We start from the raw sequence: 26,009 nt of genomic DNA, 5'->3' as shown, positions 1-26,009 counted from the left end.
AAATGCAGCTCGGTAATGCAAATAGTAAACATAAGTAAAACAAGGTAAGCCTAAAAATTATGTCATCGTTTCTTTCGCAAAAACATAAGAATATAGGTATAGTTGGTTTAGGTAAGACTGGTATAGCTGCTTGGGAAGTACTGAATAAAGTAGCTAAAGTAATTTGCTATGATCAAGCAAAGAGCAGTCGGGATGCTTTTACCAAAATCTATGGGGCTGATAGTCTTGTTAGCTTATCTGATCTGCAGTGGCAAAATCTTGATAAGATTCTACTGAGTCCAGGTATTCCTTTGTCTCATGACATTGTTACAATGGCTAATTCTTATAATATACCGATAACTTCAGATATAGATCTGTTATTTGAGGAAGTTAGGTTAAGAGAGGCTGAGGCAGCTAATTTCATTGGCATAACTGGTACTAATGGTAAGAGTACTACCACTGCTTTAACCGGTCATATTTTACAATCTTGTGGTTTTGATTATCAAGTTGGAGGAAATATAGGTTTTCCTGTTTTGGCTATGAGGTTAGATAGTAAAGGATATGTATTGGAGCTATCCTCATTCCAATTAGATTTATTAAACAGTTTTAAAGCCAAAATTGTGGTGCTTCTTAATATCACACAAGATCATTTAGACCGACATAATAATATGCAAGGCTATATTGCTGCTAAAAAAAAGATCTTTGATCGAATAGATAAAGATTCATTTGCTATAATTAGTGTTGATAATGAAATTACCAAGAATATTTCTCTAGAATTACAAAAGGAAAATAGAACAAATGTAGTACCAATCTCTACTTATGAAATTCTTAATAAAGGAGTATCAATTTGTAATAATATTATTTATGACAATATTTTTGAACCTATTACTATTAATTTCCATAATAATAACTATCTACAAGGGATACATAACCAAGAAAATATCGCCGCTAGCTATGCAGCTTGTCGAATTATAGGGGCAAGACTAGAACAAATAATTGCCGCTATCGGGCTATTTAAGGGGTTACCACATAGAATGCAATATGTTGGTACAATATACTCAGACCATTCGAGTAAGATAAATTTTTATAACGATAGCAAAGCTACCAATGATATTGCTGCTTCTAAATCCATCTCATCGCTTGATAATATATATTGGTTAGCTGGGGGGGTAGCAAAAGAAGGAGGAATAACAAATTTAGAGCCATGGTTTAATAAAATTCATAAGGCTTATCTTTTTGGTCAAGATAAAGAGCTTTTGGCATCATTCCTTAATGGCAAGGTAGATTACCAAATTTGTCAAGATTTAACGGAGGCTTTTAATTCTGCCTTTAGAGATGCAATGGAGGATATAGGGGGTATAAAGAATATCCTGCTAGCCCCAGCTTGTGCTTCCTACGATCAATTTAAAAATTTTGAAGAACGCGGAGAATTATTTATTAAATTATATAATATTATTGCTACCCATGATCAAAGATAATCATAATAATGAATTGTCTAACAACTATATAAAATGGTGGTGGCGTAGTATTGACCAGCAAATGATTATTGCTTTAGTAATCCTATTTGTGTTTAGTATAATGTTGGTTACTACATCAGGATCAGCAGTAGCAAATAGAATTGGACTTAATGAGTATTATTTTGCATCTAGACAATTATTCTACCTTGCTAGTGCTTTGTTACTAATCATTTTTTTTTCTTTTTTCTCAAGAAAATGGTTAAAGAGATTCTCAATTCTAGGGTTTATTGGTAGTATATTATTATTAATTTTAGTTAGATTTTATGGTTATGAGGTTAAGGGGGCTACTCGTTGGATTAATATTCTAGGTCTCTCTGTACAACCTTCAGAATTTGTAAAACCATTTTTTGCAGTGGTGGCAGGCTGGATATTATCGCTGAAATTTGAAGATGAAATTCCAAGTTTTTCTATTTGCATAAGTCTTTATAGTATCGTTGCTTTATTATTAATTATCCAGCCAGATTTTGGTATGTTAGTGATGGTGACTGCTGTTTTTGGTATTCAACTTTTTATTGCTGGTATGCCGATATTTTGGATTATACTTGCTGCTTTTATGTTGGTATTTGGGGTTACAGCAGCTTACTTTTGCCTTCCTCATGTAACAAAAAGGATTAATAGTTTCTTGGATCCTGATAGTAGTAGTAATTACCAAGTTGGTAAGTCAATCAGGGCGTTTGAGCATGGAGGTTTATACGGTCGTGGTCCTGGTGAAGGGGCGGTAAAACAAGTATTGCCGGATTCGCATACTGATTTTATCTTTGCTGTTGCTGGTGAAGAATTTGGGGCAATTATTTGCTTAATCATTATAGGGATATTTGCTTTTATAGTTATTCGTAGTTTACTTAAACTTATTAATGAAGAAGATAAATTTATTCAATTAGCAGCAAGTGGTATTATTTCCCAAATAGGGTTACAAGCAATCATTAATATTGGTGTAACCTTGAATTTATTACCAACCAAAGGTATGACGTTACCCTTTATTAGTTATGGTGGTTCTTCAACTCTTGCTATAGCCATTGCTACAGGGATGCTGCTTGGTTTTACCAAACATAAAACCTCTCTTAGTAAGTATAAAATTCAAGATATTGACATATGAAGAATATAATTGTTGCTGGTGGTGGTACAGCTGGTCATTTGTTCCCCGCTATTGCTTTAGGTGAAGAATTAATGAAGCGTGGGTATGAGTTGCACCTTATCACCGATGTTAGATGCCAAAAATATTTAACTGAAGATTTAAAGCTTATACCACATATAATAAATTTTAGATTAGCACCTAAAGGGTTAATTAATAGGTTTAAGTTATTGATTTCTTTGTTATTTGTAACTTTTAAGATGTTATTGCTATTAGTGAGGATTAAACCATATGCTATAATTGGGTTTGGTGGCTATCCGACTGTTCCTCCATTGCTTGCTGCAGTATTTTTACGTATTCCTATCATAGTTTATGAACAAAATTGCTTTATTGGTAAAGCTAATAGATTTTTCTTAAAATATGCTAGGAAAGTTGCTCTTACATATGATGAAACTAAAAATTATAATATTCTTGATAAAAGTAAGAAACTGGTTATAGGAAATATAGTACGGGAAAATGTTAAAAATTTGAAAGTTAGGGAAAATTTTAATAATGACACTTTTCGAATATTTATTTTTGGAGGAAGCCAAGGAGCAAAGATTTTTTCTACTTTAGTACCTGAAGCTATTCAGATATTAGTGCAATCAAATCCTGATATTAAATTGCATATTACCCAACAAGCTCCCTTAGAAGATCATGATAATATTGTTAAAATTTATAGTGAATTAAACATCCCGCATAAAGTATCCGATTTTTTTTATGATATGGATCAGCAATATGCGAGTCAAGAATTAGTAATATCAAGAGCTGGGGCATCGACTATTTCTGAGCTTAGCTATATTGGCTTGCCGGCAATTTTTATTCCGCTACCTGCGGCAGCTGAAAACCATCAATTCTATAATGCCAAAGCTCTAGAAGATAGTGGGGCAGGGTGGTGTTTCGAGCAAAATAAAATCACTCCAAAAAAATTAGCCGATAAACTCTTAGTGCTGGTAAAAAATCGTGATATACTAAAAAAAACATCTATTGAGTTATTAAAAAGGAAGAATGATGGTAGTAAGGTTTTAGCTGATGCAGTAGAAGAAATAATAAGCTGACTTTTTAATTCAGTTGAGGGAATTGCTTCTTGCAACTTTAATAATTCTGTGTCATTAATTATGGCTTATTAAAAAATTATCGGATTGCTTTATGTTAGGGAAAATTATTATTACAGTTTTGGGATTGTTCCTACTTTCAGGTTGTACTGATGGTTTTAGAGGATATTTTAAAAAATCTGCTAATAATAAAATTATAGATACAAAAGGTTTTGAAGGTGGTAAGCGACCGCCTCTTTATAATAAGAAGTATATATCAATGGCAAAAAGGAACGTCACGGAAGAAAATTTTGATGACGATGAGGAAGATTTACTTAGTGAAGCTGATACGGAAACAATTAATCCAACTTTAAGAAATCGTCAGATGTATCTTAAGATGGTAAAACAGGATGCAGATCGCAAAAGAAGGCAGAAGTTAAATCAAGATAAAGATTATCCTTCATTGAACTTAGCAAGTGATAGGGTAAAAAAGCGAAATAGTGATGAGGAAAACAGTAAGTTGCACAAAGAGCTAGAGCAAATTAAAGCTATGCTGCATGAAACTAAAAAAGATTTAGAAAAGTATAGTTGTCCTGCGGGGAAAAATGTTAAAACACAAAGTGCTGATATGTTACCAATAGAAACAGATAGTCATAAAACAATTAAAAAGCTAGAAACTAATAAAACTAAGAGTGTGCTCAATAAATCAGAAATGAAAAGAAAATTTCTTAGTGAAGATTATGATGATATAAAGGTAAATGATCCTAATGGGAAAGTTGGTAAAAACGACACTAATAATAGAGTGAATAGTACTATTGTTAATGAACAAGAGAAATTTCAGTTACCGCCTCGTGCAATATAAACACAGATTATACTCGGTGAACTTCAAGAATTGGCAACTCGGGTTAATTATAGTTTTTTGTTACGTTGTCCATAAATTAAAAACTCCTGGTTGCCTTTTGCCCCTAAAATAGGGCTGGGTATTATCCCATATATGTTAAAATTATAATTGGATTCTAGCCATTGTTGAATTTTATCACATACTCTTTGGTGTAAGAGTTGGTTTCTAACAATGCCACCATCCCCTACCTCGTTCTTTGCCACTTCAAATTGGGGCTTAATTAGAGCAACTAAACTACAATTATCTTTTGCCAAGCTAAATGCAGTGGGTAATATGGTGGTAAGGCTAATGAAACTAGCATCGCAAACGATCAGGTCTGGTGGTAAACTAATTTGCTCAATTGTTAAATACCGGGCATTAGTTCTTTCAATTACTGAAATTCTAGGATTATTACGTAGCTTATGATGTAGTTCACCATATCCTACATCTACTGCAAAAATCTTTTCAGCATTCCTACGGAGCAACACCTCAGTAAATCCACCAGTACTAGAGCCTATATCTAGACAAACTAGCCCTTGTGGGTCAATATTGAAATGATCTAGAGCAGCAATTAACTTTAACGCCCCTCGTGATACATAATCATGTATCGGGCGTTTTATAATAATATCACGAGTATCAGTTGATATGCCAGTACCTGCTTTAGTATTTTGCTGCTGATTAACATATACTTTGCCTTGTATTATTAAGCTTCGTGCTACGTTAATATCATCAACTAATTGGCATTCTACCAAATGTTGGTCAAGTCTTATTTTTTTCATAAATCTTCATAGCAACTTAAACCTGAGTTCGATGTAATAGGTTTGATGTCATCCCCGTACAGGCTTTACCCGTGTGGATCACTAGTATACTCGGTGAACTGCAAGAATTGGCGTTCTCGCGACCAAATATCTCTGCTCCTCATGTACTAGTTGTCACACTACTGAACAAAAAGGTTAGGTTGGTTGCACAAAGTGTAACTTAAACAATTTTATGATTAAGGAATCAAAAAATTGCTTAGGACGACTATAAGCTTGTTTAATTGATCTTATACCTAACTGTAGTACAGAATAACTCCTACATCCGAGCGTTTTCTTCATTTTTATCGGTTGCTCTTGCTCTCCAATTGCTCCTATTTTTCTTGCCATTGCATATGCTATAAATAAACATTTTATAAAATACTCTATTTACTAGCTCTTGCAACCACACCATCTCTTTTGTCCAGTAGTGTGACGCTCCAGTACTTGACACTCGTACTCCGAGTAGCAATTTAGTCTTGGGAAACTGTTTAGATTATACCCCTACCACCTGTACAATTTCCGTTTAAAAAAATACCAAGAATAATAAAGTACAAAAGTTCCAACAACGCTAAATGTAGAAAATAAAAAACCTTGTTCATCAGAAAGGCCATAAGATATATATGAAGATAAAGCTCCAGAATACGCACCAATAGCACACATAGTTAAATATATTACAAGTGCGGTTCTAAAATCTTGTGTCTCAAATTTATTGGATAATATTAATATGTTACAAATAAAAATAGCACATAAACATACGCCAATTGTAGAAAGGAGATAGATATTACCTATTAAAGTTACCCCATAATTCGGTAAAAGAATAAAGCTGACTAAAAGGATAATTATCAATATTAAGTTAGCAAGATATTTATTGATTATTTTTAATAATAGAATAACAGGTGATATCAAGAAAAATATGCTTATAAGTGTAGAATGTGTAATAGATTCTATCTTTGATACAGGAAGATGTTTTTCCAATGCAAATTCTTCATAATACCACAATATATCGAAAGTAATGTAAGATACCATAAAGCCTGTTAGTATCTGTAATTCTATATTTTCTATTAAGAATGAAAACCTAGAAACTAAAGTTGTATTTTTATTAACACTCTCTCTTTGTAAGCAAGTTATAATAATGAAACTATAAAGTAATATGCATAATAATAACCCGTTTATGGCTGATACGAAAAAGTCGGTTAGTGAATTAACTGCAAAATACCCAGCTATCCATAACAAAGAAAAAATGATAAGAGAGAAATATTTGTAATTATTGGTAGATTCTATAATTTTTATGATAGTTATGGTTATATAAGTGTAGTATGCAGAGGCCATTACAATAAAATTGATTCTAAGGAGTGTGTAGTCCTGCATCATAATTATGTTTAATATACCTATTATAAGTATAACTAAACTAATAATGGTAGTTTTGTTATCACTGATTTTGTTAATTAATGGGGTTAAGAATAAACCAGCTATTATATAACCTAACATTTCGATTGATTCGATATGGTTTAGTTCCTCCCCAGATAAGCCTTTACTTAGCAGAAAACTTGGCATTATAATTGCATTGATGTAAGTGATACATGCAAAAAGAAATACGCTAAGAAACAATAGCAAAACTGTTTTTAAATGATTATTTTGGGTCATAAATAATTGTTTGCTAAACTAGATTACATCGTATATAAATTTTGTTAGTTGAGAGGCGTTTCAGAGGTTTTTATATAACCAAAAGTACATTATATCACTCATTATGATTTGTCTAATTAATTTGTTATTTTGACCTTAATAAAATATTATATAACCAAGTAGGTATAATAGTTCTCGATGTCATCCCCGCTTCACTGTAGAATCCAAACAGCCTGAATAACTGTTAGGTATCATGGATTTCTGCTTTTAGCTAGGAATGATCAATGGCATAGTAATGTTATATCGAATTTAGGTTAAGTAGAGTTTTTTAGTTATTTGTTAGGTTAATGTACTTGTTAAATGTTTTCTCATTAAAACTTAATATTAAGTTTTAAATTTGTTATAATATTCTCTAATGTTGCTAAATTTACAGAGCTTAGAGATATATACTCAAATGATTTGAAGAATTGGATTCGAAAATGAATGGTGAGTATGCTAGGAGTTACGCATGCAAATCCATGATATTTTCAAAAAACAATTCGTAGGAGCAGAAGAGTATACCTAGAAATTTACGAGTAAAAAATTAATGAGTAAAAAAATTATAGTTGATGCTAACTTCCCTAATGAAACAAGGGTGGTTTTACTGAATCATAGTAACAATATCGAGGATATTGAATATGAAACAGCCATAAAACAACAAATCAAAGGTAATATATATCTTGCAAAAGTTATAAGAGTTGAACCAGCTTTGCAGGCTGCCTTTATAGATTATGGTCCGGACAAAAGCGGATTCTTGCCTTTCAATGAAATTCATCCATATTATTATAATGTACCAGTATCTGATCTTAAATCTTTGACTTCTATAAATAAATTACAAGAAATTTCTCTTTTAGATATTATCCAAGATGATTTTGTAGAATCTGAAACAAAGAGGGATTATAATCCGATAATAGATAGTGAAGAAATTGATTTAAATGCCATAGAAAGATTAGTGGACGAAAAAATTCAGGTAGAATTTAATTTGGATGTCTTAGATAATGATATTGAAACAATAAGTGTAGACAAAAGTGATAGAGAGGAAGACAATAAACAAAAGCAATACAAAATTCAAGAAGTAATAAAAAAAGGACAAGTTATGCTTGTTCAAGTTACAAAAGAGGAAAGAGCTAATAAAGGTGCATCATTTACAACCTTTATATCTCTTGCGGGAAAGTATTGCGTTCTGATGGCTAATACTCCATTGCAGAATGGTGTATCGCGGAAGATATCCAATGCTGATGAGCGAAAAAGGCTTAAGAATATAGTCAGTAAAATAACTGCAAATAATAACAGTAGTGGGTCAAGTATCATAATTCGTACAGCTGGTGCTGGCTGTACTACTTTAGACATAAAAAGAGATTATGATTATTTAGCAAGATTATGGAATAAAATTAGGGAGAATACTCTTAAATCTGTAGCTCCCTGTTTTATACATGAAGAAGATGGTCTAATTCAAAAAGTCATAAGAGATATGTGTGATCCTACTGTTAAAGAATTGATAATACAAGGTAGTGGGGCTTATCAAAATGCTGTGAAATTCATGAAGGATATATTACCTATTGATTTGGTTAAGCTCAAAGAATACAAAAATAAGGTGCCAATTTTTACAAAATTTGCTGTTGAGGAACAACTAGCAAAACTATACCAACCAGTTTTTGCTTTACCTTCTGGTGGTTATATAGTGATAAATCCAACAGAAGCACTTATTTCAATTGATGTTAATTCAGGAAAAGCAACTTCTGAAAAAAATATTGAAGAAACGGCATTAAAGACTAACTTAGAAGCTGCTAGAGAAATTGCTAGGCAAATTAAATTAAGAGATTTATCAGGCTTAGTGGTTATTGATTTTATCGATATGTATGAGGCTAGAAATCGTAGGATTGTCGAGAGGTCTTTTAAGGAATTTCTAAGTAGAGATCGTGCAAGAATTCAAACTGCTCATATTAGTCAATTTGGTTTGCTTGAGATGTCTCGTCAAAGATTAAGCCCCTCATTTTTGGAATCAAATTCATCGATTTGTTCATATTGTAACGGTAAGGGTCTTGTTAGGGCAGATGAATCAAATGCTATGTTGATTCTACGTACGGTAGAAAATGAAATTTTTAATGAAAATATTGATTTAGTAAATATTTTTGCTAATATTCATTCAGTTATCTATTTACTGAATAATAAACGTTCAGAAATATCTCTAATTGAAGAAAAATATAATTTAAAGTTAAAATTCCACGTTGATCCTTCTGCCACTTCTGATAATTATTCAATTGAAAAAATAAAATTGCCGAAGAAATCTAGCCATACAGAAACTGGTAATAAGCCATTAATTCAGAATCAGTCCTCTAATTATCAAGAAGAAAAGAGTATTAAAGAGACTCCTGTTCCTAACAAGAAGAAGCAAAAATGGAAAATATCTAATAAATTAGAAACTAGTAGTGAATCAAATAAGGATATAGAAAAAATTGATAAAGAGGTAATTGATTCTATTAAAGAAACTAATAAGCCAGTAGTGGTAAATGAATCGGATAACGGAGATAATGACCTTGACACCAATAAGTCAAGCCGTAAATATATTGAGAAAAAATCAAATTATTCTCGCCCCTCTAGAGTACGTAACTATAATAAACGTAAGGTAAATAATAATGATAGTGGACAATCTCAGGAGGTAGCTAATAGTTGAAAATGGTAAATATAATATGGTACGTTTAAATTTATTATTAGCTCTTGCTTACTTATTTTTATTTACCTCTTGTAGTTTAAAACCTGTATATAGTAATAAATATAGCACGCAGGAATTAAGCCAATTAAGTAGCATTGAAATTGAACCAATAGCATCTATTGAAGGTGCAGAATTTTGTTACTATTTATCGAGTATTTTACCAAGGTCTACAACAACCACAACAAAGTATTTATTAAAGGTAAAATTTACCAACAAACGTTTACCACTTATTCTTCAAAAGAATTCTGATGTGTTAAGAGAAGCAATCAGTCAAACTGTTCAATATAGGTTAGTTGATATTGTTACTAATAGAGAAGTGACAACAGGAACATTTAGTCATATAACCTCTTATAGTACAGCTGCTTTACCATATCATAGCTATATAGATGAAGAAGTAGCATTGAAAGACCTTACAAAACAAGGAGCAGATGCTATCCTAGCAAGATTAATTTTATATTTTAAGAGAGTGCCTACGAACTGAATAATTTTTGAGGAATTTTTAGGAGAAATATAGCTGAGTACCGCAACGTACTTAATAGACTTACTGCATAAGTCAATCTAGTTGGTGATTTTGTCGTCGAAATTCGCCTCCGCTCCTCACGTACGTCTGTGTACGCTGCGGTGCTCGGCTTCGTTTCTCCTAAAAATCCCTCAACTATCTTTGATTTATGCAGCAAGTCTAATGTACGTGAGGAACGGAAGCAAATTTTGACGACAAAATTACCAAAAAGAATCAGTTTGTTTTAACAAAATAGAATTAAAGATGAAGCTTTACCTATCACAAATCATTCAGCTACTTGATAAGGTAGAAAATGGACAAATTAAGGCTCTGTTGCTTTATGGTCCAGATAAAGGGTACATTGATAAAGTTTGTAAGACTTTAGTGAAGAAATTTGACTTACTAAAAACCTCTATAGAATATTCTGAAATTAAAAATCGATCTCTCGAGACTTTAGTTAATACCCAAAATTTCTTTATGCAAAAACAATTGATTATAGTAAGGTCAGTTGGTGAGTCTATAGATAAATCTTTAAAACTAGCTCTCAGTAAAGAGTCATTGCATTTCTTAGTTTTTATTGCTGATGAATTATCAGCTGCTTCTAGTATACGTAAGTTTTTTGAAACTGAAACTTATCTAGCTTCTCTAGCTTGCTATCACGATGATGAACACAAAATTACTAAGATAATTTTACAAAAATGTAACAGTGTTGGTAAGGTTATAAGTGAAGATACTGTTAACTATTTAACAGATCGTTTAAAAGGTGACCATCAAACACTAATTAATGAAATCAATAAGTTAATATATTTTACATTTGATAAAGATCAAATCACCTTGGATGACGCACTAGCTGTAGTTAGTGATGATTTTACAGGGAATGGGGATAATTTATGCGTTTATTTTTCCTCAGGAAATCTTGATAATTTTTTACAAGAATTCACCAAACTAAAACAACAAAATATTAATGAAGTGCTAATTATCAGAGCATTAATCAGGTATTATCTAAATCTATACACTGTATTGAATAAATTAGCAATGGGTGTTAATATAGATATGGCTATAAAATCAGTATCTCCACCAATTTTCTATAAATATGTGCCAAATTTTAAGCAAGCTCTAAATAAGGTTAACTTAGAAAATTGCATTAAAACATTGAAACATTTAGAGCAAGCAGAAATTGATTACAAGCTAAATCCAGCTGGCTTTGATATATATCAACAAGTTTATGTTAAAACATACTGATTGGAGATAATTATGCATAAAGCAAATTTTTAAGGAGTCTTCTAGTTAAATTGCCAACAAAATAAGTAAAATTATATAATATATTCTCAAAATATAACGATAAATCTATATGAAAACTACCTTGCCTAGCCGTTCTATGATAATTCAAGAAAAGCTTGATGAGATTGTAAAAGAAATCTTAGCAGTTGGAAAAGATAAGATAGCGATGATTATTTTATTTGGCTCTTACGCTAGAGGAGATTGGGTACAAGATGAATATAAAAAAGGACACATTACTTATAGTTATCAAAGTGATCTCGATCTTATGTTGGTGATGAAGAAAGGCAAACATGCCGGTCTTGCCGGTTTATCCATAGAAGATAAAATAGAAAAAAGGTTGGAAAAAAAATCATTAAGAAGTCCTTTTGAGTTATGGGTAACTTTGGTGCTAGAATCAATTAAGACGGTAAATAGTCAGTTAGAGAAGGGGCATTATTTCTTTTCTGATATAAAAAAAGAAGGAATTCTTTTATATGATAGCGGTGAATTTCAGCTGGCAGAAGCTAAAAATTTACCATGGGAAGAAAGAAGACAAATAGCTAGAGAGGATTATGAATACTGGTTTGCAAGAGGCAAAGGTTTTTTTATTGATTGTAAATATCCATTAAAAAGGGAAGATTATGCTTTATCAGCTTTTTACCTTCACCAAACTACCGAAAGTTTTTATAATGCTATCCTGTTAGTTTGTTCCGGTTATAAACCGAAACTACACGATATAAGAAAATTAGGTAGTATAGCCGGAAATTACAATGAAGAATTATGCCAGATATTTCCTCATTCTAGCGTTGAGCAAAGGCAATGTTTTAGATTACTTGAACAGGCTTATGTTGAGGCTCGCTATAATAAAGATTATAGAATAACTAAAGAACAGCTACTTTACCTTATTGATAGAGTTAAAAAATTAAAAACAGTGACGGAAAAAATTTGCTTGGAAAGGATTAATGGAAAAGAAGTGCTGTGATTTGACTTATGCAGCAAGTCTAATAAAAACAAAGTAATTAAGAACAGGAGAGTCTTTAAAGACTAAAGATCATTGAATTATCAGGTTAAGTGAAGAAAATGATAATTTTTATCGATTAAATGTTAAATATTGCTTAGTGGGTGCATTAATTGTGATATAAGTAGTAACTAGAAGTTATGAAGTAAACACTAAGACAGGCTAATTAAAAGCCTACTTGCGGCTTTGAATGAAAAATAATAGACTAGTGCTATTAAACAAAAAAACGTGGAAAAGTGATGTACCCAACAATAAGATTAAGAAGAAATAGAAAAACGCGGTGGCTAAGAGAATTAGTAGAGGAGAATAGGCTTGGCGTGGATGATTTAGTGCTAGCATTATTTGTGGTTGAGGGCGAGAACCAGCGTCAAGAGATCAAAACTATGCCTGGCGTATATAGATTATCTATTGATCAAGTAGTGTTGACGGCTAGGCAGGCTTATGAAAATGGCATAAATGCTATAATACTCTTCCCTTGTATAGATCCAAAATTAAAAAGCGATAATGCTGATGAAGCATATAATCTAGACAACTTAATGTGTAGAACTATACGAAGTATAAAAAATGCCAACATCGATATTGGTATAATATGTGATGTTGCCCTAGATCCTTACACTACCCATGCACATGATGGTATTCTACATAATGGGGATGTAGATAATGATAGAACGGTTAAAGCTTTGTGCAATCAAGCTTTAGTTTTAGCAAAAGCTGGGGTAGATATTGTAGCCCCATCTGATATGATGGATGGTAGGATTATGGGCATACGTCAAATACTAGATTCAGAAGGGTTTATTAACGTTAATATACTATCTTATGCGGTAAAATATGCTTCAAGTTTTTATGGTCCATTCAGAGATGCATTGAACAATAATAAGACAGCTTATCTAAATAAAGCGACCTACCAAATGGACGTACGTAATAGCAGAGAAGCTATGTTAGAGATAGAACATGATCTTGCCGAAGGTGCAGATATGATTATGATTAAACCTGGTATGATGTTTCTAGACATCATAGCACAAGCGGTCAATAACTTTAATACTACTATATTTGCTTATCAGGTAAGTGGTGAATATTCCATGTTAAGATTTGCGGCAGATGCCAATGCCTTAAATTGGCAAGCAAGCATAATAGAATCATTGGTATGTTTTAAGCGTGCTGGAGCAAAGGGCATTGTTAGCTATGCTGCATTAGAAGTAGCACAAATATTGAATAAGCAGTCTGTTATAAAAAAATAGTATCGCAAAGGTGAAGAATACAATGCAAAAAAAATGTAATATTAATTCGAATTGTCAGGCTAATATTGTTATAAAAATTATCTTAGTAGTAGGTTTATTGATAACTATTACGTCATTGTATTTTTGGTTATCTTTTGATATACCGCAAAAACCCCTTGCTGGGAAGGGAGGAGAGGATAATATTGACGTGCAAATTGGTGGAAACTTTGAGCTAACTGATCAAGACGGCAAGACTTTTAATAGTGATAATTTGAAAGGAAAATTAAGTTTAATTTATTTTGGTTTTACTTATTGCCCTGATATTTGTCCTACTTCTTTGCAAAAATTAACAGAGGTCATTAATACTCTTGATAAATATAAAATTGATGTTGAATTTGTTTTTATTACTGTAGATCCTCAGCGTGATACTCCAGCAGTGCTTAAAGAATATTTAAAGCATTTTAATTCTAAATTTATTGGTTTAACAGGTAATGAACAACAAATTAAAGAGGTTGCTGATAAGTTTAAAGTGTATTATGCTAAAGCAAATGATGGTGAAAATTATATGATTGATCATTCTTCTTTTAGTTATTTAATGGATCAACAAGGGAAATATATGAAGCATTTTTACTTAAATAGTTCTGCTCAAGAGATTATAGATTTTATTAGAGTGAAGCAGCAAAATCAAAAAAGATATTAAGATGTTTAATTATCTACTAGTCTCATACCTGTTTGCTTTTGCTGCTCTTGCATTATTGTTAATAACAAGTTGGCTAGATTATAATAAAATTAAAGTTAGATCAAGTAATGCAAAAAAAGGTAAAAAATAGATTAAAGTTTATATTATTTTACCTTTTATGCAGTGCTGGGGGAATATATATGATATTATACAATCTTGAAGATAGTATAGTATTTTTTTACCCTCCGTCAAAAATTAATGAATCAAAGCTTGGCAAAGAATTGAGAGTAGGGGGCTTAGTTAAAGTAGGTTCAATCAGAAAAATTACTGCTGATAAAGTGCATTTTGTCATTACAGATGACATTAAAGACCTAGAAATATTTTACCAAGGAGTTTTACCCGCCTTATTTCGTGAGAATCAAGGGATAGTAGCTGTAGGTAAGTTATCAGGTAATATATTCATAGCTCGTGAGTTATTAACTAAGCATGATGAAAATTATTCTCCAGCCTCACCTAACGTAGTTAAAAGACAAACTGGCTAAAAATATGCTATGAGACAATAATGATTATTCGAATCATCTTACCAATCATCTTAATTTTAACATGTTTTTTTGTAGTTAAAGTACAAGCTTTACCTGTTACTCGTGATACAGGTAGCTTACCGGGGTGGTATAGTTCTAGACTTATCTAATCTTAATAATAGACTTCTTTCGAAACTCTACTTCTGCTGGTGATTTGGACAATGATGCGGTACTCGAATCCGTAACGTAATTAGAGTACGCTGCGGTTCGAGGTGAAGCGTCTCCTTCACACCCTTGCGCACAAGCGAGTTTCGAAAGAGCAATTATCTTTTATCTAAATTTTATAAAAACTATTTAGAAGAGTTATAATCAAATTTAGGTTATTTGTTATGTAATGATGTGAAAATATGCTTGGCAAGAGTTTTGCTTATACCTTTTACCTTAGATAATTCCTCAATAGTAGCATCACATATTGCTTTATATGAGCCAAAATAATGTAACAAGGCTTTTTTTCGGATAAGGCCAACTGAATTTATGTCATCTAGACTAGAAACTTTAATGGCTTTAGAACGGCGTAGCCTATGATTTTTTATAGCAAAATTATGGGCTTCATCACGCAGAATCTGTAAATATTTCATAACTGGCAGGTTTTTGTTGATGGTAAAAGCTTCTTTACTAGGCATATGAAATTGTTCGCATCCAGCATTTCTATCAGGTCCTTTTGACATACAAACAAATGGAATTGCAAGGTCAAATTCTGCCATTGTTTTTTGTACTACTGATAGATGTCCTTTTCCTCCATCAATAATCATCAAACTAACTATACTCTTTAGAGGTTCTTTTTTTAATCTTGTAAATCTTCTTGTTAGGACTGTTCTTAGCATTTCATAATCATCACCTCCTTTGGCATCACCACTGGAAGCGGGTATATTAAAAATCCTATATTCTTTTTTATCGAATCCGGATTTAGTCGCAACGATCATACTACCTACGGCAAATGTTCCCATAATGTGACTATTATCATAAACTTCTATTCTATCTGGTAGTAGTGGTAGGTTGAATAATTGTTGTATTTGTTGAAAGATCATTTGATTTTTAGCAAATTGTTTTAAATGCTGATCAAGTGCTAGCTGGCCATTCAATTCAGCATTTTCTAATAATTTTACTTTATTACCGCGGATAGGGTGTATTATAGACAATTTATTATTAGCACTAAGTTGTTTAATAGCTTTAGTTACTAATTCTAGATCAATGATTGGATGATTTATAATTATCTCATCTGGAATCTGAGCAGTTTGATAAAATTGATTGATAAATTGTGTTAGAATTTCAGCTTTGTTGCTCTCTTCAGTGTGAATTGGGAAATAAGGTATATTCCCGTAAGATTGACCGAATCTATATACAAATAGTTGGATACAGTAATAATTATTTTTTTCAACAATAGCTATAACATCAGCATTTTTTATAGAACTACTGGATAAGGTTGATTTTAGTTGGATATAACTCAGTGCTTTTATTCGGTCTCGTATTTCGGCAGCAGCTTCAAAACGTAATTGTAGACTTAATTGTTCCATTTTGTCAGATAGAGTTTTTTGTAGTTCCTTAGTTTTACCAATTAAGAACTCTCTTACTTGGCTAACCAGCTCACTATAATCTTCTTTAGTAATTTTGCCAACGCACGGGGCAGAGCATCTACCAATTTGGTATTGTAAACAAGGACGCTTGCGGTTCTTAAAATAATTATCACTACAAGAACGTAGTTTAAAAATTTTTTGTAATTCTTTTAGGGTAGTATCTACTTGCTCTGAAGAAACAAACGGACCAAAGAATTCACCACTAGATAAATTTTTTCCTCTATATTTAATTAATTGTGGGTAATCAGTATCCAAACGTAATTTGACATAGGGAAAAGATTTGTCATCTTTAAGTAATATGTTAAATTTTGGCTGAAACTTTTTTATTAATTGTGCTTCAAGTAATAAAGCTGCAATTTCGGAGTTAGTAACATTATACTCTAAATAATGTGTTAGAGATACCATGCGTATTGTTTTATTGTCAAGATCAGTTTTAATATAGTTAGTAAGACGTTTTTTTAGATTCTTAGCTTTCCCCACATAGATAACTTGCTGATCAGCACCCAGCATTTTATAAACCCCAGGAAGATTAGGAGCATTCTCAAGATGAGATTTTATTAATTCACTACCTATAAGTTTAGATTTTTGTAACATAATTTACCAAACAACCTGAGTTTGACATAATATTAACTGTACGTACGACTGTATACTGCTCGTAAATGAAGAGTTGGTAGACGATAGTATAACTTCAAGAAGAGCTAGGCAGTAGCAAAGTCGAGCAGCGTAGCGTACATGAGTAACTAGGCAGCTTCGATCTTTGGTCGCGGGAACGCCAATTCTTGAAGTTCTACCTGAGTATACTCCTTATTTATCAAGGCTTATAGCTCAACTTTCAAATTACCTAGCTTTTTGGTAATTAATCCTATGCAGAAGACTAACAAACTGCACATAGTACCAACAAAGACAGCCTTTAGACAAGAATTATGAGTGAAAAAATATGTCCAAATGAGAAAAGATGTGACCCCGCTTAATCCACATAAAACCATCATTTTTTGTGTTATAGTAATGTTGAAAAGAGCAAATACTAGAGGGACTAATATTAGTGGTCCCCAAAATCCAGTAATAAACATTACTAAATCAATTACATTATTAAATTTTAAGGCAACAATTATTGCAAAGCTGCCGATTACGACATTAGTAATTCTAGCAATTAACAATAATTTCTTTTGATTTTGTATTTTAAAAATAGGATTTAATAAGTCCTTCACTAAAGCTATTGAGGTAACATTTAAATCAGAATCAGCAGTAGACATAACTGCTGCAAGTAAGCCAACTATCACAAAGCCTTGTAACCCTGAGGGCACTATTTGATCAATTAGGTGTGGTAATGCAAGATTAGAGGAGTAATTGGGATAAAGATTATAGGCAATCAGACCATTTAAGGTGATAAATATTAAGAATATAGCATATATAACTGATTTTATATATATAGCGGTACTAGTCTTTTTTGCATTATTATTAATTAGAGCCCTCTGAATAAAATTAGGATATAAATTCATTACACAAAAACCTAGCATGACAGTTATCGTATTAATAAATATCTCACTGGCAAAATTATTATTATAGATAAAATACACTTTTTCATTAGGTAGTTGTTGAATAAATTCACTGATGCCAACTTTATTGAGACCACATATGGCAATAACTGGAATAGCCATTATCATTGCAAAGAATTGTAATAAATTAGTAAACATAATCGATTGTAATCCACCAATAGTTGTGTAGATGATAACAATTCCATAGCTTAATATTACTCCTTCTAAATAATTAATCTTTAAAATATATTGAAAAATATAACCACTAACGCTAATTTGGGCAGCAACAAAGCCTATAGATACCATAACAGATGCAGTGCCAGCAATAAAACGACCTGATATACTATAATATTTTACCATTATATCGCCGACACTTTCTGCTCCATAATGTTTAGTTATTTGGGGTACAAGATAAATAGCTATGAGTATATCGATTGGTAGAGTAAGTATTAGTCCGTAGCTATACGATAAATCACCGGAAAAGGCTTTTTCAGCAATACCAAAAGTAGCACCTCCACCAACAGATGAAGCAAAAATAGTTGCAACCAACAATAGTTTACTATTGCTAGTCTTACCTTGAACGGTAGCATAATCTGTAAAACTTATAAGTCTAGATCTGTAGTATGTACCAACAATAAGTATTGATAGCAAATATACTAATACAATAATATTATCAAGGGTCATTTAATTATTTTTATTGAAAGCGACAGAGTATACTCAGGTAGAACTTCAAGAATTGGCGTTGTCGTGTCTAAAGATCGAAGCTGCTCACGTACTAATGTACGCTCCGCTGCTCGACTTTGACACTCCTAGCTCTTCTTGAAGTTGACCTTCGTCTACCAACTCTTCATTTACGAGCAGAGTATAATATAAAAAAACTTTTTCAATAACTGCAATTATCTTTATATATATCTTTTCTATGTTTTATAGCGACTATAAAAATCGTTTTAATTTTCGGCTCAATTCTATAGACAATACGATAATCGCTAACTCGGAGGCGTCTATGACCTTTCAGGCTATAACGTAAAGGTTTTCCAAAACCAATAGGGTCGATCATCAAACGCTCTTCAATAACTTTTTTAATAAGTGCCTTAGCTTTTGTAGAGAGAGAAGGAATGTGTTTGTTTATTACTTCTTCTAAATAACGTACTTGATATTTTACTTCCATGTATCATCATGGCTATAAGTTTTGACAGCGTCCTTATCAAGTTTCTCTGCTACTTTAGATAGATAGAAGTCCTCACGCATTTCTAAAGCTTCAAGAGCTAATTCACGCACTAAACTCGCAACAGACTTATGCTCCTGATGAGCTAAATGTGAGAGTAAACCAGCAGTTGTTTCTTCAAAAGTTACATTGATTCTTGGGTTTTTTGTTGCCATGATGTATAGCTTTATTAATGTTTAGCATAAGTGCAATGTAACACCTTTACATCACTTTGTCAAAGGATATCAGAAACAAGCAATGCTACAAGATCGTTTGTTACCTTCGAGTATTTGTAAATGAATTTTGGTTATAGGTCTAGGTAATATTTTTTCAATTAGTTCTGGCCATTCAATTAGACAAAGATTACCCTGAAGGGCTTCTTCTATACCTAGTTCATAAATTTCTTCTAAGTAGTTTAAACGATAAAGATCAAAATGATAAATCGTGAATTTTGATGTCGTATAAATTTGTAGCAAATTAAAAGTAGGGCTAATAATATGAGTAGCAGAGCCACAAAAATACTTTATGATCTCTCGACATATAAATGTTTTTCCGCAGCCTAAATCACCGGAGAAAGTTATAATTTCACTAGATTCTAAATTTTTAGCAATAGTTTGTGCAAACGATATAGAATCTTGTTCATTGTTTAAAATAATAGACTCTTGTTGAAACTTCATTGGATCTACAAATTGGGGGGTGAATCAATAGAAGTTAGGAAACTGGCTGTTTTTCCTCTTCCAAGCGATCAACCTTAGTTAAGAACCAATCTGTATTTTTAGAGATAAGGCTTCTAGAAAACGTCCATTCTTCTTGCATATATTTTATACTACTAGTTATTTTTTCACCTGTGAATAATACTTTTATGAAAATATTATTAGCGAATGTATAAGCTTCAGAAATTTTAGCATCTAGTACGCTGCCATTGACAAATTCTCCATAAGTTTCAGAAAAAATATGGAATTCTTGTATATATCTTTTATCCACCAATGTAAGTAAATCTTCAATATCATCATCATTAGAGGCTTCAATAATCAGTTCCAAGGCTGCTTTTGCACTATGTAGAAATTTTCTTGCTTTAAATGATGGAAGTTTAGCCAATACAGCTTCAAGACCAGCTATTATAGCAGTGGAATTCTCTTCAACTATTAACCCATCAAGCTCCATAGGGTTAATAGTAGGGGTTTTTACCACGCTATGAGGCAAATTATTCTTAAAAATATTACCAGCAGCAGTTTTTGCTGTATAAGTAACGTCTTTGATTCCTGTTTCACCGAAAAAGGAAGATTTGCGTTTAGCTGGATCGTCCTCTGATGTAGAGCCAAGAGTAGCAATTAGCCTATTTATAATAATAAAAGCAACTCCAGCAAAAATTAACAACTCTATTATTTGAGCAGACATTAATATAACTCTATTAGTTTGAATTCCTTATATATCCCTGAATTCGATGTAACAAGTTAACACTAGACTCAGTGTCATCTCTGTTAGGGGTGTTACCCTAGGCTATTAAACCAATGTCTTGCATCGAACTTAAGATTATACATATTCTATTGTAAAATTTAAAGATTTGGAAGTTATTTATGCACCAAAATACTTAGTGCAAGTACAAAATATGTTATAAGTGACAATTATTATTTATTTTAGGTGAATATGATAACAAAATATTTAAAAAAAATCTTTAAAGCTAAGTCCTGTAAATCACATACATTTATTGATTTTACTGCTTTAGGGAATTCGGAATTTAGGGATGTAAAAGTTGGTATAGAGGCATATCGTAAAAATGTTATAGTTTATCGATGTGTGAATTTAATAGCACAGTCAGCAAGTCATGTACCTTGGATAGTTAGTAAAAATAATCGAGGAGCTTTGGAAAAAATACCAAATCATCCTGTTTATAATTTATTGAAAAAACCTAATCCAGAAAAAGCGGGGGCAGATTTCTTCGGTGAAGTGATAGCAAGTAAGCTGTTATATGGGAATGCCTATATTTTAGCTACGTTAATGAATAATCGCCCCCGGGAAATGTACTTACTGCCTAGCAATGCAACTGAGTTAGTGTTAGATAAGAACTATCCAGTAGCTTATAGATATATGAGTAGCAGTGGAGAACGAATTTATCCTATTTCGCCAATTGATCGAATGAGTAAGGTGTTACATTTGAAAAATTATCATCCTAGCAACTGTTATTATGGGCTGTCTTGTCTTGATGCGGCTTCTTTGTCAATTGATTTGCATTCACAAGCTACTAGCTGGAATAGCTCTTTACTAAGGAATGGAGTACGTCCAAGCGGTGCGTTGATAGTCAAAGAGAGTAATGGTTATCTTAGTGATGAACAGTTTGACAGGTTACATGAACAGCTTACCGAAAAATTTACCAGTAGTAATAATTCTGGTAAACCTCTTCTTTTGGAAGGAGGACTTGATTGGCAAGAAATGAGCATTAATCCAAAAGATATGGATTTTATTGAGGCAAAAAATTCGGCAGCTAGGGAAATAGCTTTAGCTTTCGGCATTCCACCTCAATTGCTAGGTATTAATGGCGATAATACCTATAGTAATATGCAAGAAGCTAGGTTAGCTCTGTGGGAAGAGACGTTAATTCCGTTGCTTGATAAATTATCAGATGCTTTAGGTAATTGGTTATCACATTGGTATCAGGAGGAGATTATTATTGATTTTGATCGTGATAGTATTTCAGCATTAACCGAGAAACGCGAGAATTTATGGGCTAAAATATCCAATGCTAGTTTTATGACTTTGAACGAGAAAAGGTCTCTTGTTGGGCTTAAGCCTATAGATGGTGGAGATAAATTATGACAAATGACACAATTACCACATTACATAGTTTTGTTACTAAGATAATTTCTCTACTTGAAAATGAACTAGACGAGCTAGAATCAAAAAAATCTAAGGGGGAGATAATAATTAAAAAGAATATTACTGAAACACTGAATAAATTAGTTAATTTAATTATCCAGCTAAATAAGCTCAGTAAAGATGAGTATTTAAATGAAAACACCATAATGAAAGAAGAGGATAAAGAGATTATAGCTGAATTTTTGAGTAAATATCAATGACTTATCCAAAGAAATTATTGCATGCAATATTGAGACAAGATTTTAATAGTTTTATCAATAAAGTATTTAATACCATTAATCCTGGCACAGAATATCAAGCCAATTGGCATATTGAGCTAATTGCTGAATATTTGCAGGCTGTACAGAATGGGGATATTAAGAGGCTAATCATCAATATGCCGCCTAGGTCTCTAAAATCGGTGTGTATTGGGGTAGCATGGCCAGCTTGGATATTAGGACATGATCCGTCAAAAAGGATTATGTCTGCCAGCTATTCCCAAGTATTAAGTGTAAAACATTCTTTGGATTGTCGTTTGATACTTACTTCTGACTGGTACAGCCAAATTTTTCCGAAGACTATTTTAAGTAAAAAACATAATCAGAAAAGTAAATTTCTGACAAATAATAATGGTTTCAGGTTTGCTACGTCAGTTGGCGGTTCGGCAACAGGCGAGGGGGGTGATATACTGATCATTGATGACCCGCATAACCCTACTCAAATCAACTCACCCAAAATGCGAAAGAGGGTAATTGAATGGTTTGAACAAACTTTTGTCACCAGACTTAACAACAAAAATACCGGAGCAATAGTATTAGTTATGCAGAGATTACATGAAGAAGATTTAAGCGGACATTTGCTTCTTAATTCCAATTGTTGGCATCATTTAAAAATTCCAGCTATGGCGAAACGAGATCAAATATTCTCAATTAATAACTATAAATATCAATATGTTACAGGAGATATTTTGCATGGATTTCGCGATAATCCTGAATATCTTATAAAATTAGAACAGGAAATTGGTGTACATAATTATGCTGCTCAATATTTGCAAGAACCAATATCCAATAATTGTATATTGTTAAATATCGAGGATCTTAGTTTTTATGAGAGCTTGCCAGAAAAATTTGATTATTTTGTGCAAAGCTGGGATACCGCCATTAAAATCTCAGAAAATGCTGATTATAGTGTTTGTACATCATGGGGCGTTTTAGATAAGAAATATTATCTTGTATCGATGTTTAGGCAAAAGGTTACTTACCCAGAGTTAAAGGGGCAAGTAGAGAAATTAGCCAAGAAATATTGTCCTAGATATATATTAATTGAAGATAAAGCCAGTGGTCAGCAGGTTATACAAGATTTAAGATTAGATGGGGTTGTTAATATAGTTGCCATAAAGCCCAAACTTGATAAAGTTACTAGATTTTCTTCAGTTTTAGCTTTATTCCAATCTGCAGCCGTAGTTTTACCAAAACAATCGGCTTTTAATACTATATTACTTAGCGAATTGTTAAGTTTTCCATATTGCAAAAATGATGATATAGTTGATTCAGTTAGCCAATTTTTGAATTTTATAAAGAAACAAGCTAATAAACCAACAGTGAGGATACGGGGGTTTTAGTTGGCTATATTTACAAATCATCCCCTGTTTGCTTTTTGTACAAATTACAAATATTCTGAAACCATTTATTACGCCACTCACCTCCTACCGGGTGAGTATCAAGAACTTTTTTTAGTGCAGTTACAAATTCAAGACGACTATTAAAGGGTTTATATGATGGATTTTTTGCATACCAAGTTGCTGGTCTAATATTAAATGTTTGATTTTGTTTCCATTGGATTCTTAAAGCTGATCTTTCTGATGGGCAGCAAATTTCCCATACTTTCTTTAACCAAATATTCTTTATCATAATATCTGACTTTAATGCTGCATATTCAAAAATCAAATAATCAGCATTAAGTCTATATGGGTAGAATGCTATTGATCTACAATATGCAACAAAGTTTGCGACATCAAAATTTGGTGATTTTGTAAAACATTTAACTTCCAATAGATTTATGTCATTTCTATGCCCGTCCATATAAAAATCAGGGAACTCTTGGCTATTATCAGGTAGACGATAAGTGATATTATGTTCATTCATAAAGTATTTTAGCCATTCTTGTATTACATTGCCAATAATACTATTATCTCTAACAATGGTTTTAATATTATGTAATTCAAAATATACATTACCTTTTGCTCCACAAATTCCAATATTTTGTAAGCTATCAAATAGTAATTTTGCACTCATGATAACATTCTTACAACGATTTCTTTTATTACTGGTGGCATCACAGTATTTCCTATTAAATCAAATGCTTTATAATAATCTAATTTGTCTAAATTGTAAGTTTCAGGATATCCTGAAAGTCTTAAGCCTTCACGAACAGTAAACCCTCTAATTCCATTTCCTACCGGAATTGCTAACTTACCAATTTCAGTTGCAACAATAGTTGGGACGTAGCCTTTTGGATCAATAATCTTTGAGATTGGAAATGAAAGTTTGCCAGCTACTATATTATAGCCTTTTTCTTTAGTGGTATCGTATTCACGAACTCTGATTCCTCCATTTTTAATAAAAATATTTTTAGGATGTTCTAATTTTAAATAACCTTTTTTTGTTAGGTCATCAAGTAATCCTTGTAGTTTTGGATGTTGATAAAAAGTTTCAATTTCTGAGACCGTTAAAGGCATTCCATCCATCCACACAATACCTTTTAATGTCGCCCATTTCTTCATTCTACGCTTCTTTAAAAGAATGTTCATTAGAGCTTTTTGTTCTTTACTTATTTGCCCCTTAAGATTTATATCCCAGCTATGAATATTATCATTTCCGCCTCTTTTATCCTTAATTGATTTACCAGTAAGCTGCTCTATTGTATAATTTTCTAAGAGCAGCTTGCTAAATTTAGTATCATATAAAGGTATATTTTCTTCTAATATGTCTTGTATACAACGTGTTTTTTTATCAAAGTTTGTAAGTTGTATTTTTTTCTTTAAATGTCCAACAATATATACTCTTTTCCTGTTTTGAGGCACACCAAAATCAGCAGCATTTAAAATACTCCAACTAATATTGTAACCTAAATTTTTAAGTGTCTTTATAATTTCGTCAAATGTTTTGCCATTGTCATGATTAACTAGACCATCAACATTTTCTAATAAAAAACCAATTGGTTTTTTTGCCTTTAAGATTCTAATTATATCAAAGAATAAACTACCTCTATCATCTAAAAACCCTTTTCTTTTACCTGCACTGCTAAATGGTTGACAAGGAAAACCAGCTAGTAGGTAATCAAAATTTGGGATATTATATTCTGCAATTTTTTGAATATCACCTGCTATTTCTTTATCATGAAAATTTGTTTTATACGCTTGTATTGCATGTGCTTTAATTTCACTACTGAATACACATAAAGTAGAGAATCCTTGTTGGTTGCAGGCTTCTTCAAAACCAATTCTAGTACCACCAATGCCAGCAAACAGATCGATAAACCTAAGATTATTCTTACTCATACCTTCACTTATCTTTCCATCCCAAGTTTTATAGCGTAAATATTAAGTTGGCACTAATTATTACTATTTTATCGTAAAAATCAAGACGGTTTTGTTTATAACCAAAAATAATGAGTTAATATATATACTGCTCGTAAATGAAGAGTTGATAGACGAAGATCAAAATCATGAAGTGCTAGGAGTCAAAGGGTCGAGGAGCGGAGCGTACATTTAGTACGTGAGCACCTAAGAACCCTGAAGACGACAACGCAATTCTTGATTTTCATCGAGTATATACTCCGTACCGCCAACATGGTAGTTTGTCCCATTTTATTTTCTTATAAATTTTTTTTCCAAA

General features: G+C 32.1%; 27 protein-coding genes. 15 read left to right on the top strand and 12 right to left on the bottom strand.

Features of this window, described 5'->3' with window-relative positions; translation table 11 throughout:
* Nucleotides 1–59 precede the first annotated feature (59 nt).
* The 4 genes from murD to AAGD36_RS02765 all read left to right on the top strand — a co-directional run bounded on the left by murD (nt 60) and on the right by AAGD36_RS02765 (nt 4,503).
* A complete protein-coding gene (gene murD, locus AAGD36_RS02780; protein WP_341755853.1) occupies nt 60–1,457 on the top strand; it encodes a UDP-N-acetylmuramoyl-L-alanine--D-glutamate ligase in 1,398 nt (465 codons plus the stop codon).
* The gene (gene ftsW / locus AAGD36_RS02775) at nt 1,444–2,592 is read left to right on the top strand and encodes a putative lipid II flippase FtsW (RefSeq protein ID WP_341755852.1); all 1,149 of its coding nucleotides are present in this window, start codon (nt 1,444–1,446) and stop codon (nt 2,590–2,592) included. The genes murD and ftsW overlap by 14 nt, the downstream gene beginning before the upstream one ends.
* Nucleotides 2,589–3,665 carry an undecaprenyldiphospho-muramoylpentapeptide beta-N-acetylglucosaminyltransferase gene (gene murG, locus AAGD36_RS02770; RefSeq protein ID WP_341755851.1) on the top strand — a complete coding sequence of 359 codons (1,077 nt, stop codon included), beginning with the start codon at nt 2,589–2,591 and terminating at the stop codon, nt 3,663–3,665. Before ftsW ends, murG begins: the two co-directional genes overlap by 4 nt.
* Nucleotides 3,666–3,756: 91 nt before the next feature.
* On the top strand, nt 3,757–4,503 hold the full coding sequence (locus AAGD36_RS02765; protein WP_341755850.1) for a hypothetical protein: 747 nt from the start codon (nt 3,757–3,759) through the stop codon (nt 4,501–4,503).
* A gap of 47 nt (nt 4,504–4,550) precedes the next feature.
* Here AAGD36_RS02765 and AAGD36_RS02760 read toward each other — a convergent pair whose 3' ends face one another.
* The 3 genes from AAGD36_RS02760 to AAGD36_RS02750 all read right to left on the bottom strand — a co-directional run bounded on the left by AAGD36_RS02760 (nt 4,551) and on the right by AAGD36_RS02750 (nt 6,962).
* Complete coding sequence (locus AAGD36_RS02760) at nt 4,551–5,300, bottom strand: TlyA family RNA methyltransferase (protein WP_341755849.1); 750 nt, start codon at nt 5,298–5,300, stop codon at nt 4,551–4,553.
* Nucleotides 5,301–5,474: 174 nt separating this feature from the next.
* Nucleotides 5,475–5,666 (bottom strand): hypothetical protein, encoded by a 192-nt coding sequence (locus tag AAGD36_RS02755; RefSeq protein WP_341755848.1) that lies wholly within the window; start codon nt 5,664–5,666, stop codon nt 5,475–5,477.
* Nucleotides 5,667–5,819: 153 nt separating this feature from the next.
* Nucleotides 5,820–6,962 (bottom strand): MFS transporter, encoded by a 1,143-nt coding sequence (locus AAGD36_RS02750; protein ID WP_341751801.1) that lies wholly within the window; start codon nt 6,960–6,962, stop codon nt 5,820–5,822.
* Nucleotides 6,963–7,527: 565 nt separating this feature from the next.
* On the opposite strand from AAGD36_RS02750, the gene AAGD36_RS02745 reads away from it, so the two are divergent.
* Nucleotides 7,528–9,654 (top strand): Rne/Rng family ribonuclease, encoded by a 2,127-nt coding sequence (locus tag AAGD36_RS02745; RefSeq protein WP_341755847.1) that lies wholly within the window; start codon nt 7,528–7,530, stop codon nt 9,652–9,654.
* A 16-nt stretch (nt 9,655–9,670) separates the two neighbouring features.
* On the top strand, nt 9,671–10,174 hold the full coding sequence (locus AAGD36_RS02740; protein WP_341755846.1) for a hypothetical protein: 504 nt from the start codon (nt 9,671–9,673) through the stop codon (nt 10,172–10,174).
* On the opposite strand, the gene AAGD36_RS02735 is transcribed toward AAGD36_RS02740, so the two are convergent.
* Entirely contained in the window at nt 10,164–10,370 is a 207-nt protein-coding gene (locus AAGD36_RS02735) for a hypothetical protein (RefSeq protein ID WP_341755845.1), read from the bottom strand. The two genes, AAGD36_RS02740 and AAGD36_RS02735, sit on opposite strands and share 11 nt — an antisense overlap.
* Nucleotides 10,371–10,456: 86 nt before the next feature.
* Here AAGD36_RS02735 and holA point away from each other — a divergent pair, with 86 nt between their 5' ends.
* The 6 genes from holA to ccmE all read left to right on the top strand — a co-directional run bounded on the left by holA (nt 10,457) and on the right by ccmE (nt 14,908).
* The gene (gene holA, locus AAGD36_RS02730; protein WP_341755844.1) at nt 10,457–11,434 is read left to right on the top strand and encodes a DNA polymerase III subunit delta; all 978 of its coding nucleotides are present in this window, start codon (nt 10,457–10,459) and stop codon (nt 11,432–11,434) included.
* A 109-nt stretch (nt 11,435–11,543) separates the two neighbouring features.
* The gene (locus tag AAGD36_RS02725) at nt 11,544–12,434 is read left to right on the top strand and encodes a HEPN domain-containing protein (protein ID WP_341755843.1); all 891 of its coding nucleotides are present in this window, start codon (nt 11,544–11,546) and stop codon (nt 12,432–12,434) included.
* Between the two features lie 275 nt (nt 12,435–12,709).
* Complete coding sequence (gene hemB / locus AAGD36_RS02720; protein WP_341755842.1) at nt 12,710–13,708, top strand: porphobilinogen synthase; 999 nt, start codon at nt 12,710–12,712, stop codon at nt 13,706–13,708.
* Nucleotides 13,709–13,730: 22 nt separating this feature from the next.
* Nucleotides 13,731–14,387, top strand: a complete 657-nt coding sequence (locus AAGD36_RS02715; protein ID WP_341755841.1) for an SCO family protein — start codon at nt 13,731–13,733, stop codon at nt 14,385–14,387.
* 1 nt (nt 14,388) lies between these two features.
* Nucleotides 14,389–14,517 carry a hypothetical protein gene (locus AAGD36_RS02710; protein WP_341751808.1) on the top strand — a complete coding sequence of 43 codons (129 nt, stop codon included), beginning with the start codon at nt 14,389–14,391 and terminating at the stop codon, nt 14,515–14,517.
* On the top strand, nt 14,495–14,908 hold the full coding sequence (gene ccmE, locus AAGD36_RS02705; protein ID WP_341755840.1) for a cytochrome c maturation protein CcmE: 414 nt from the start codon (nt 14,495–14,497) through the stop codon (nt 14,906–14,908). The genes AAGD36_RS02710 and ccmE overlap by 23 nt, the downstream gene beginning before the upstream one ends.
* A 359-nt stretch (nt 14,909–15,267) precedes the next feature.
* Here ccmE and uvrC read toward each other — a convergent pair whose 3' ends face one another.
* The 6 genes from uvrC to AAGD36_RS02670 form a co-directional block, all read right to left on the bottom strand.
* Complete coding sequence (gene uvrC / locus AAGD36_RS02695) at nt 15,268–17,115, bottom strand: excinuclease ABC subunit UvrC (RefSeq protein ID WP_341755839.1); 1,848 nt, start codon at nt 17,113–17,115, stop codon at nt 15,268–15,270.
* 224 nt (nt 17,116–17,339) lie between these two features.
* Nucleotides 17,340–18,740, bottom strand: a complete 1,401-nt coding sequence (locus AAGD36_RS02690) for a sodium:solute symporter (RefSeq protein ID WP_341755838.1) — start codon at nt 18,738–18,740, stop codon at nt 17,340–17,342.
* A gap of 199 nt (nt 18,741–18,939) precedes the next feature.
* On the bottom strand, nt 18,940–19,224 hold the full coding sequence (locus AAGD36_RS02685) for a type II toxin-antitoxin system RelE/ParE family toxin (protein ID WP_341747784.1): 285 nt from the start codon (nt 19,222–19,224) through the stop codon (nt 18,940–18,942).
* Entirely contained in the window at nt 19,215–19,436 is a 222-nt protein-coding gene (locus AAGD36_RS02680) for a DUF6290 family protein (protein WP_341751813.1), read from the bottom strand. Before AAGD36_RS02680 ends, AAGD36_RS02685 begins: the two co-directional genes overlap by 10 nt.
* 69 nt (nt 19,437–19,505) lie before the next feature.
* Complete coding sequence (tsaE, locus tag AAGD36_RS02675; protein ID WP_341751814.1) at nt 19,506–19,937, bottom strand: tRNA (adenosine(37)-N6)-threonylcarbamoyltransferase complex ATPase subunit type 1 TsaE; 432 nt, start codon at nt 19,935–19,937, stop codon at nt 19,506–19,508.
* A gap of 34 nt (nt 19,938–19,971) precedes the next feature.
* A complete protein-coding gene (locus AAGD36_RS02670) occupies nt 19,972–20,658 on the bottom strand; it encodes a hypothetical protein (protein ID WP_341755837.1) in 687 nt (228 codons plus the stop codon).
* Nucleotides 20,659–20,907: 249 nt separating this feature from the next.
* Between AAGD36_RS02670 and AAGD36_RS02665 the strand changes: the two genes are divergently transcribed.
* The 3 genes from AAGD36_RS02665 to terL are packed head-to-tail and all read left to right on the top strand — an operon-like array spanning nt 20,908 to nt 23,734.
* Nucleotides 20,908–22,074, top strand: coding sequence for a phage portal protein (locus AAGD36_RS02665; protein WP_341755836.1), 1,167 nt, complete (start codon nt 20,908–20,910; stop codon nt 22,072–22,074).
* On the top strand, nt 22,071–22,334 hold the full coding sequence (locus AAGD36_RS02660; protein ID WP_341755835.1) for a hypothetical protein: 264 nt from the start codon (nt 22,071–22,073) through the stop codon (nt 22,332–22,334). Before AAGD36_RS02665 ends, AAGD36_RS02660 begins: the two co-directional genes overlap by 4 nt.
* A complete protein-coding gene (gene terL / locus AAGD36_RS02655; RefSeq protein WP_341755834.1) occupies nt 22,331–23,734 on the top strand; it encodes a phage terminase large subunit in 1,404 nt (467 codons plus the stop codon). The genes AAGD36_RS02660 and terL overlap by 4 nt, the downstream gene beginning before the upstream one ends.
* 10 nt (nt 23,735–23,744) lie before the next feature.
* Here the strand turns inward: terL and AAGD36_RS02650 are convergent, their stop codons facing one another.
* Nucleotides 23,745–24,407, bottom strand: a complete 663-nt coding sequence (locus AAGD36_RS02650) for an NgoBV family restriction endonuclease (protein WP_341755833.1) — start codon at nt 24,405–24,407, stop codon at nt 23,745–23,747.
* On the bottom strand, nt 24,404–25,672 hold the full coding sequence (gene dcm / locus AAGD36_RS02645; RefSeq protein ID WP_341755832.1) for a DNA (cytosine-5-)-methyltransferase: 1,269 nt from the start codon (nt 25,670–25,672) through the stop codon (nt 24,404–24,406). The genes AAGD36_RS02650 and dcm overlap by 4 nt, the downstream gene beginning before the upstream one ends.
* Nucleotides 25,673–26,009: the final 337 nt, after the last annotated feature.

Origin of the sequence: Candidatus Tisiphia endosymbiont of Ptychoptera albimana (assembly GCF_964026605.1) — a bacterium.
GTDB lineage: Bacteria > Pseudomonadota > Alphaproteobacteria > Rickettsiales > Rickettsiaceae > Tisiphia.
This window is presented reverse-complemented; position numbering and strand designations above follow the sequence as displayed.